We start from the raw sequence: 7,212 nt of genomic DNA on the forward strand, positions 1-7,212 counted from the left end.
CACCGGCCACCCGCTACGCACCCTGGCCGGCCACGACCGCCCGGTCCGCTCGGTCGCCTTCTCCCCCGACGGCACCCTGCTCGCCACCGCCGCCGCGGATCGCACCGCCCGGCTGTGGGACGCCGCTACCGGGAACGCCATCGCGTCCCTGATTCCCATGCCGGCGGGATGGGCCGTCCTGCTGGCCGGCGACGCCTACAAACTGGTGGGTGAACCTGACGGCGCCTTCTGGTGGATCATCAAGAACGTCCGCTTCGAACCAGGCGATCTTGACCGCTATGTCCCGGCCATCCACCGGCTCCTGCCCGACGCCCCGCTGCCGCTGCCGCCTCCTGGGCGCGTCGCGGGATGACGTCAACATCGTTGATTATCATGACGGCATCGACGACACCGAGGAAAATCCAGCGAATGGGGCGGACCCCGACGACAGGTCGGGTCCGACGGACCATGCTGCCGCCGATGAGGCGGCCGAGGCCGTCCCGGCGAACGCATCACCTCCGGACGGCGAGCGCGCGATCACAGCCGATCCGTCCGATGCGGACGCGGGCCGGCGGGGACGGTCGCGGCGGACGCCACGGGGGACGTTGTCGCGCGAGGTGCTGATGGCGGCGGCGATGGAGGTCGTCGACACCAATGGCGCGGGGGCGTTCAGCATGCGGGCTCTCGGCGGGTTCCTCGACTGCGACCCGACCGCGATGTACCGGCATTTCGCCACCAAGAACGCCCTGCTCGACGCGCTCGTCGACAGCGTCATCCGGGACGGGGTCGCGGACCTGCCGGAGACCGACGATCCGCGCGCCGACATCCGCGCGAACTTCCGCCAACTCCGCCGCTCGCTGCTGGCCCACCCGACGCTGGCCCCGCTGGTGCTGCGCCGCCCGCCGGGCGTCGGCGCCTACTGGGAGCGCTCCGACCACGCCGTCGCCCAGCTCCACCGCGCCGGCATGGACCCGGCGGACGCGGCCAACGTCTACCAGACGCTGCTGTTCTACACCCTCGGCCACACCCTGTCGGAGGCCCGCCAGCTCGCCCGCGCGGTGGAGAAGGAGGGGGCGGGCGCCCGCGGTGGGCCGGTGGCCCAGGTGCGCCCGCCGGCGGAGCTCCATCCGGACCTGTCCGACGTCGCCCCGCACCTGCGGGAGGACAACGAGTCGCAGTTCCTCGCCGGGCTCGACCTGATCCTGCGCGACCTACCCCGATAGTCGTCCCCCGATAGTCGTCGTCCGCCGCAGCGGCGGGCCCGAGGCCGGCGGCGGGACGTCCCGGGCACGAGCACCCTAACCCGTGACGGGTACCCCGTGACGGTTACGGCCCGGCGCGGCCTTGCTACGGTACGAGCGAGCCCGTGGCCCCGAGCCGCCCGCGCGAAACGCCCCAGATTCTCACGGTGGGCCGCCGCGGCGCCACCCGCGGGTGACCGCGGACGGCGGGTCGAGCAACCGGCGCCGCGGGCCGGCCTGACGACGCCGACGAACGAAGACGACGAGATCGGAGCACCGGATGAGGTTGCTCGACGGGCGGTCCATGGCCGCCGAGATCGGCCGGTACGTGATCGACGAGGCAGAGCGGCTGATGCTTGCCGGCAAGACGCCGACGCTGGCCGTGGTCCTACCGAACGCGGATCCGGCCGCCCGCTCCTACACCCACATCATCGAACGGACCGCCGGCAAGGTCGGGGTTCGCTGCGAGCCGCACGAAGCCACCGCCGGGGCCGCGGCGCTGCTCGACACGGTCGACGCACTGGCCGCCGACCCGCTGGTCGACGGGATCATCGTCCAGACACCGCTGCCCGCGGAGCTGAGCTCCCGCGAGGTCGGCGAGCACATCCCCGTCGCCAAGGACGTGGACGGGATGAACCCGGAGAGCCTGGGTCGGCTCGCCCTGGGGCTGCCGGGCTTCGCCCCGGCGACCGCCGCCGCGGTGGTGGAGATCCTCACCCGCGCCCGCATCCCGATGGCCGGCGCTCGGGTGTGCGTCATCGGCCGTGGGCCGGTCGTCGGCAAGCCGGTCTCGCTGCTGCTGCTCGCGGAGGACGCGACCGTCACCGTCTGCCATTCCCACACGAAGGACCTGGTGACGATCGCGCACGAGGCCGACATCATCGTGTCCGCGACGGGGGTACCGGGCCTGATCGGGGCCGGGTTCGTCCGGCCGGGGGCGACGGTCATCGACGTCGGCACCGCGGTCACCGCCGCCGGCCAGGTCGGCGACGTCGACGCCGCGGCCATCGCCTCGGTCGCCGGTGCCCTCACCCCCGTGCCGGGCGGAGTCGGCCCGGTGACCACCATGCTGCTGCTGCGCAACACGATCCGAGCCGCCCGCGCCGACTGACGCCGCGCGCCGGGGCACACAGCCAGGCCGGGACGCACAGCTAGGCCGGGGCGCACAGCGGGTCGGCGAGGCGGACCCGGTTGCGGCCGTCGGCCTTCGCCCGGTACAAGGCGGTGTCGGCGCGCGCGATGAGCGCGGACAGGTCGCCGGGCGGCCCGTCCTGGGTCGCGACGCCCACGGACACGGTGACCGACAGCGGAGGTCGGCCGTCGAGCCGGCAGCGGGTGCCGGCGACCTGGCGGCGGATCCGCTCGGCGATGTCGAGGGCGTGCTCTCGTCCCGCCTCGGTGAGCAGGATGACGAACTCCTCGCCGCCGAAGCGGCCGACGAGGTCCCGCGGCCGGGCCGTGGCCCGCAGCGTGTCCGCGACGGCGAGCAGGATGACGTCCCCGATGAGGTGGCCGAAGCGGTCGTTGACCCGCTTGAAGTGGTCGATGTCGACGAGCAGCACCGACAGCGGCCGGCCGGTGCGGGCCGCTCGGCCGATCTCGCGCTCGGCGACCTGGTGCCAGTAGGCGGCGTTGGCGAGCCGCGTCTTCGCGTCCGAGCGGGCGGCGAGCAGCAGGTCGGCGTGCAGCAGGCTGCGTTGCAGCAGCAGTACCGGCGGGGTCACGGCCAGCATGAGGAACGGGCTCGCCGCCCACAGCACCGCCACCACGATCGACGAGCAGATCTCGGCGGCCCGCGCCGGCACGAGCTCGCGGCGGGCGCGCCGCGGCGCCCGCGCGGGGCGCCCGGCCGGGCGATGGACGTCGGCGCCGGACGGCGCTCCCCCGAGCCACGCATCGAGGCCGTCGCCCCGGCCCGATCGGGCCATCCCGACCCCGGGCAGACCGGCGACCAGCGGGTACACGGCCACGGCGGACAGGAACGCCAGCGCCGCGGAGCCCGAGCCGACCAGGCCCTCGACGGTGAACGGTCCCCTGGTCGGGCTGAGCAGCAGGTGCACGCTGGACGCGCAGAAGCCGGCGATGCCCAGCGCCGCGGCATGGAACATCCGTAGGTGCGGCGGGCGGATCGGGTCGGCGCGGCCGGCCAGCCAGCACAGCGGCAGGCCGATCACCGTCGGGTAGAACGGCGGCAGCAGCACGGCGACGGCCACCGTCCAGGTGGCGAGCAGGTCATGCCGGGCGGCCGGGGAGACGGTGAGGTCGGCCCCCAGCCGCCCGGCCACGACCACCGCGAACCCCCCGAGGGCGACGAACGCGGCGAACGCGAGCACGTCGACCCAGCGTGGCCGCAGCCCGGCGATCGCGACGCCGACCAGCGTGGCCCAGCACAGCGTGACCCCCACGACCCGGCGCACGACCGTCCGCGGTGCGCGCCACAGCATCCAGCCCCGCCCGACCAGCTGCGGTAGCACCCGACCTGGCCGGGGCGGTCGGTCCCCACCGACCCGCCACCGGCGGCTCCGGTCGGTTCGCGGGCCGCCGTTCCCAGCGCTCCCGCTCCGGGAGCCGCCGACCTCAGCGCCGAGAAGGCCAGCGCCGAGAAGGTCAGCGCCGGGAAGGTCAGCGCCGGGAAGGTCAAGGCCGGCCATGCGCAGCGCCGGCGGACAGGCGGCAGAGGGGCGGGGCTGCGCCCGCGGGGTGCGCACCCGCAGCCGTCGCCACACCCGGCGGGCGCCGCCCAGCAGTACGCAACTCGGGCGACGTGGCAGTCGTAGGCGTAACGGCATTGGCGGATGGCCTTCCTCGTTCTCGTCCGCGGCCGTGGTCGGCCGGAACCGCCCGGTGAATCCAACCTCGTCGTTGCTACTCACAGTGAATCGTTGAGAACGAAGAGTACGAAGACGTTCGCGTCATTCGCAACCGTCGCAATGGCGCGGCTAACTGCTCCGCGGCGGCGGCCGGCCGCATTCTCCCGCCGCGACGGGCCCCGAACTCGTTCCGGAAATGGCATCTGACCTGCGACGACGAATGGGGCGACGAAAGGGCCCGCGCCGTGGCCCACCGGCCGTCGTCCACGCCACGACGCCCGCGGAGAGACCACACACGACACGCCCGGGAAACGGCATGGCTCCGCGTCTGGGACCAGAGTCGGCCGAGCCGCGGACCAGCCGAGGACCAGTTCCTCAGGTGGTGCGGGCGACCGCCTCGACCATCGCACCGGTCAGGGTGGCAACGTCCGCCGGCGACGTGATGAACGGCGGCATCGTGTAGACCAGCCGGCCGAAGGGCCGCACCCAGACGCCGAGCTCCACCAGCAACGGCTGGATCACCGCCATATCGACCGGTTCCCGCGTCTCGATCACGCCGATGGCGCCGAGCACCCGCACGTCGGCCACTCCCGCCAGCTCTGCCGCCGGGGCGAGGCCCGCGGTGAGCCCCGCGGAGATCTCGGTGACCCGCGCCCGCCACGGCGAGGACAGCAGCAGCTCGACGCTGGCGTTCGCGACGGCGCTCGCCAGCGGGTTGCCCATGAACGTCGGGCCGTGCATGAACGCCCCGGCGGGCGAGTCGGACACGCCGGCGGCTACCTCGTCGGTGCACAGCGTTGCGGCCATCGACATGTAACCGCCGGTCAGCGCCTTGCCCAGACACATGATGTCGGGGCTGATCCCGGCGTGGTCGCAGCCGAACAGCTCCCCCGACCGGCCGAAGCCCACGGCGATCTCGTCGGCGATGAGCAGCACCCCATGGTGATCGCACAGTTCACGCACCCGGGCGAGCCAGCCGGGTGCGTAGAAACGCATGGCCCCGGTGCCCTGCACCACCGGTTCGAGGATGACCGCGGCGAGCTCGTGGGCGTGCCGGGCGAGCAGCCGCTCGAACTCGGCAACGTCGGCGTCCTCGCACGGCTCGTCGTAGGCGCGCCTCGGCGCCGGGGCGAACAGGTGGCGCGGCAGGAGCTGGCTGAACAGGTGGTGCATCCCGGCGTCCGGGTCGCAGACGGACATCGCGCCGGAGGTGTCGCCGTGGTAGCCACGACGGATGGTCAGCAGCCGGGTCCGCTCGGGCCGACCCCGGCCGGTCCAGTACTGCAAAGCCATCTTGATGGCCACCTCGACGGCGACGGATCCCGAGTCGCAGAGGAACACCCGGCGCAGCGGCTCGGGGGTGATCGCCACCAGCGTCTCGGCGAGGCGCACCGCCGGCTCGTGGGTCAGGCCGCCGAACATCACGTGCGACATCGACCCGAGCTGGGTGCGCACGGCCTCGTCGAGCACGGGGTGCCGGTAACCGTGGATGGCCGCCCACCACGACGACATCCCGTCGATCAGCTCGCGGCCGTCGGTCAGCGTGAGGCGCACCCCCGCGGCGGACGACACGGCGAACAGCGGCCCGGTGTGCGACGCCGCGGCGTAGGGGTGCCAGACGGCCCGGCGGTCCCGGGCCACGAGATCGGAGGAGGGCTTCACCCCTCCTACTCTGGTGCATCGGCGACGCGGGCGGCCTTCCCGGGCGATGCGTGCGCGACGCACGTCACGCCACACCGGGCCCCAACCGCCGGGCCTACCGGCCCCCCACCAGCCGCGACGTCCACCAGCCGTGCCCGACGGCGACGCCACCCGGCGCACCGGGCAGGATGGGCGGCGTGGTCATCCCGATTCACGACATCAACCCGCTGAGCCGGCGGCCGATCGTCACCTGGCTGCTGATCGCCGCGAACGTAGTGATCTTCATCTTCTTCGAGCCTGTGGTGAGCTCGGTCGCCGGAATCGGGACCTCGACCCCACAGAACGTCTGCGAGCAGCAACGGTTCTTCCAGGAGTGGGGCGCGATACCCCGGGAGCTGGTGCACAACGCCCAGCTCTCCGCCGCCTACTCCGGCCACATCGGCGTCGACGCCGCCGGCAACCCCGGATGCATCGTGCAGACGCCGCCGAGCTTCGACAAGATTCCGGTTCTCTCGGTACTGACCGCAATGTTCCTGCATGGAAGCTGGCTTCACCTCATCGGTAACATGCTGTTTCTCGGAGTCTTCGGCAACAACATCGAAGATCGCATGGGTAGGCTGTTCTACCTGCTGTTCTACCTGGTCTGCGGGTACGCCGCGACCTACGGCTTCGCACTGTTCGAAAGCGGGTCGTCGAGCACCCTGATCGGCGCCTCAGGTGCCGTCGCCGGGGTGCTTGGCGCCTATCTCGTCCTGTTCCCCAGAGCTCGTGTCATCGGCCTGGTATCGGTGCTGTTCTTTCTGCCGTTCTGGTTGCCGGCCTGGATCGTCCTCGGTTTCTGGTTCGCGCTGCAGTACGTGTACTTCACGGGATTCGGCGTCGCCGACGGGGGCGCGGTCGCCTATGGTGCGCACGTCGTCGGCTTCATAGTCGGGGCGCTGCTCGTCGCGCCGTTCATCCGTCAGCTACGCGCGGCCGGACCGGGCACGCCGCCCCGGGTGCCGCAGCACCGGTGGATCCGCGGAACCGGAGCCTCCGCCGCCGCCCGGCATCGCCGGAGCTACTGATTTTCTTTGAAGTGGGGTGGCCTGGTTCCGCGGGGCCGTTGGTGTTGATCGGCCCCGCGTTTTCCGGACACATTCTATCAGTCGGTTTTAGGCCGCATCATTACGGTTCAGGAATTCGTTGTGGACTTCTTGCGGTGTTCTGTAGCCGAGCCCGGAGTGGAGTCGGCGGGTGTTATAGTGGAACTCGATGTACCGGGTGATGTCTCGGCGCGCGTGTTCGCGAGTGGGGTAGGAGGTGCGGTGGACACGTTCGTTCTTCAGGGCGGCGAAAAACGACTCCGCCATTGCGTTATCGTAACATATTCCGGTCCGTCCGACCGAGTGCCGGAGGCCGAGCGTGACAAGGGTCCTCGCGAACTCCTCCGAGGTGTAGTTACTCCAATGCCACTAAGATAAGATCGGAATCTTGATCGCAAGTTTCGGAACAAAGATCACGCCTCCTCCCGGCGTCAGCTTGGTCGGGAACGTGTGCCG

At 71.8% G+C, this 7,212-nt stretch carries 6 protein-coding genes and 1 pseudogene; 4 read left to right on the forward strand and 3 right to left on the reverse strand.

What is annotated here, in order from left to right; all coding sequences use genetic code 11:
• From UK82_RS41155 to UK82_RS30355, 3 genes are all read left to right on the forward strand, one after another.
• On the forward strand, positions 1-352 hold a 352-nt coding region (locus UK82_RS41155; RefSeq protein WP_044888495.1), incomplete at its 5' end, for a hypothetical protein.
• A 250-nt stretch (positions 353-602) separates the two neighbouring features.
• Positions 603-1,202, forward strand: coding sequence for a TetR/AcrR family transcriptional regulator (locus tag UK82_RS30350; RefSeq protein WP_052681601.1), 600 nt, complete (start codon positions 603-605; stop codon positions 1,200-1,202).
• Positions 1,203-1,500: 298 nt separating this feature from the next.
• Positions 1,501-2,331 (forward strand): bifunctional 5,10-methylenetetrahydrofolate dehydrogenase/5,10-methenyltetrahydrofolate cyclohydrolase, encoded by an 831-nt coding sequence (locus UK82_RS30355; protein ID WP_044888494.1) that lies wholly within the window; start codon positions 1,501-1,503, stop codon positions 2,329-2,331.
• Between the two features lie 40 nt (positions 2,332-2,371).
• Here the strand turns inward: UK82_RS30355 and UK82_RS30360 are convergent, their stop codons facing one another.
• A complete protein-coding gene (locus UK82_RS30360; protein ID WP_236706626.1) occupies positions 2,372-3,694 on the reverse strand; it encodes a diguanylate cyclase in 1,323 nt (440 codons plus the stop codon).
• 711 nt (positions 3,695-4,405) lie between these two features.
• Positions 4,406-5,692 carry an adenosylmethionine--8-amino-7-oxononanoate transaminase gene (bioA, locus tag UK82_RS30365; protein WP_044888493.1) on the reverse strand — a complete coding sequence of 429 codons (1,287 nt, stop codon included), beginning with the start codon at positions 5,690-5,692 and terminating at the stop codon, positions 4,406-4,408.
• Positions 5,693-5,868: 176 nt separating this feature from the next.
• Here bioA and UK82_RS30370 point away from each other — a divergent pair, with 176 nt between their 5' ends.
• Entirely contained in the window at positions 5,869-6,738 is an 870-nt protein-coding gene (locus tag UK82_RS30370) for a rhomboid family intramembrane serine protease (protein WP_044888499.1), read from the forward strand.
• 87 nt (positions 6,739-6,825) lie between these two features.
• On the opposite strand, the pseudogene UK82_RS32300 reads toward UK82_RS30370, so the two are convergent.
• Positions 6,826-7,059 (reverse strand): annotated as a pseudogene (locus UK82_RS32300) (integrase core domain-containing protein); the annotation flags it as partial.
• Positions 7,060-7,212: the final 153 nt, after the last annotated feature.

Origin of the sequence: Frankia sp. ACN1ag (genome assembly GCF_001414035.1) — a bacterium.
Lineage (GTDB): Bacteria > Actinomycetota > Actinomycetes > Frankiales > Frankiaceae > Frankia > Frankia torreyi.

Coding starts and splice junctions, on each gene's coding strand:
- UK82_RS30350 (WP_052681601.1), top strand. CDS start 603: ATGGCGGCGGCGATGGAGGTCGTCGACACCAATGGCGCGGGGGCGTTC.
- UK82_RS30355 (WP_044888494.1), top strand. CDS start 1,501: ATGAGGTTGCTCGACGGGCGGTCCATGGCCGCCGAGATCGGCCGGTAC.